This is a genomic window from Neisseria sp. P0022.S010 (assembly GCF_051956635.1).
Genome location: NZ_JBQCXF010000651.1, coordinates 1 through 1,516 on the forward strand (window position 1 = coordinate 1; position 1,516 = coordinate 1,516).

Consider the following 1,516-nt stretch of genomic DNA (forward strand, 5'->3'; position numbering starts at 1 on the left):
TGTCTATTCCTATCTGACGAGATATTTGTGCTAAAAGGTTTTATTTGAGTAGTATATCTAGTTTGCTCAAGGTAATAATTTTCGAGATATGGTGTAGGGAAGGTCGTCTGAAAAAGTGATTATAGTAAATTAAAAATAAAATAGTACAATACTCAACTTTGAAGGTCTAACCATGGCATACTCTGCGGATTTAAGAAACAAAGCTTTAAGTGTAGGAACACGTTGCGTTGTTTACACCACAGGTTGAGAAAAATAAGCCTGCATAATGTACAAGTCCAATTTTTCGGTAAAAATAATCGTGTTGTGCTACACAACAACTCAGCCTTAAAAAATACTTTTATTGAATTTAAAGGCAATAACGGAACCTTCAGCATTGGAGAAAAAGCCGGTATTTTCGGCACATTTCGTGTTGGCCATGATTGCAACATTAAAATTGGTAATGGCGTAACTAGCACCAATCCCGTTTATGTAACTTGTGCCGAAAAAACCAATATCCATATCGGCAATGATTGTATACTGGCTACCAACAACCAAATCCGTACCGATGATTCGCATGGTATCTATGATTTAGACACCGGCAAACGACTCAACCGTTCCAAAGATATTTTTATCGGTGACCATGTGTGGCTAGCCTATGGCGCAACCGTGTTAGGTGGTGCACATATTGGTAACGGTTGTGTGTTGGGGGCATTTTCTCTAGCCAAGAAACAGTTTCCTGAAAACTGTGTACTGGCTGGCGTGCCTGCAAAAGTGGTGCGTGAAAATATTTTCTGGAAACGCCCTCTTTTGCTCAATAATCCATACGCAGAAGATGAAATTGCTTATCCGGATATATAAGAAATCCTAGCGTTTTTTTTACACTTTTCCTTTTCTGCCTGAAGATCAATTTTAGGATTTTAGGTATTGTTAAAAATGACGAATGGCACGACAACATAGTTCTTGATAATCCGAAATCCTAAAACAATCCTTTCAGGCAGAAGATAAAAGCCGTTTTGCATAAGAGTGTAAGCAACCCATCAATTTCCAACTGAAACAATTCATAATTTATACTTTAAAATATAGATAGGCCGTCTTGAACACTTTCAGACGGCCTGAGACCTTTGCAAAAAAGTCTTTCCCCCAACAGCCGAAACCTAAACAAAGGTTTTCGGCTGCTTTTGTTTCAAATATCCACTGATTCTATTCAAATACCCCCTTAATCCCCCTTGGATACCTGATTAATCAGGCATCCGGACCGCCTTTTAGGCAGCAACAGGCACACTTAGCCTGTTGGCGGCTTTCAACAGGTTCAAACACATTGCCTTCAGATGGCTTTGCGCACTCACTTTAATCAGCCCGAAATAGGCTGCCCGGGCATAGCGGAATTTACGGTGCAGCGTACCGAAGCTTTGTTCGACCACATAACGGGTTTTCGACAAATATCGGTTACGTTTGGTTTGCGCTTCCGTCAGCGGACGGTTGCGGTGGGCTTTGCGCATAATGCCGTCTAACAACTGATGCTCTTCCAGATGTTGCC

2 protein-coding genes are annotated in these 1,516 nt (G+C 40.9%); one reads left to right on the forward strand and one right to left on the reverse strand.

Annotation, left to right across the window (positions count from 1 at the left end; translation table 11 throughout):
* Positions 1 to 222 precede the first annotated feature (222 nt).
* Positions 223 to 837, forward strand: coding sequence for an acyltransferase (locus ACTHUT_RS20350; RefSeq protein ID WP_440419614.1), 615 nt, complete (start codon positions 223 to 225; stop codon positions 835 to 837).
* Between the two features lie 404 nt (positions 838 to 1,241).
* Here ACTHUT_RS20350 and ACTHUT_RS20355 read toward each other — a convergent pair.
* Positions 1,242 to 1,516 (reverse strand): transposase (locus tag ACTHUT_RS20355; protein ID WP_440419616.1); only part of this gene is annotated, 275 nt, incomplete at its 5' end.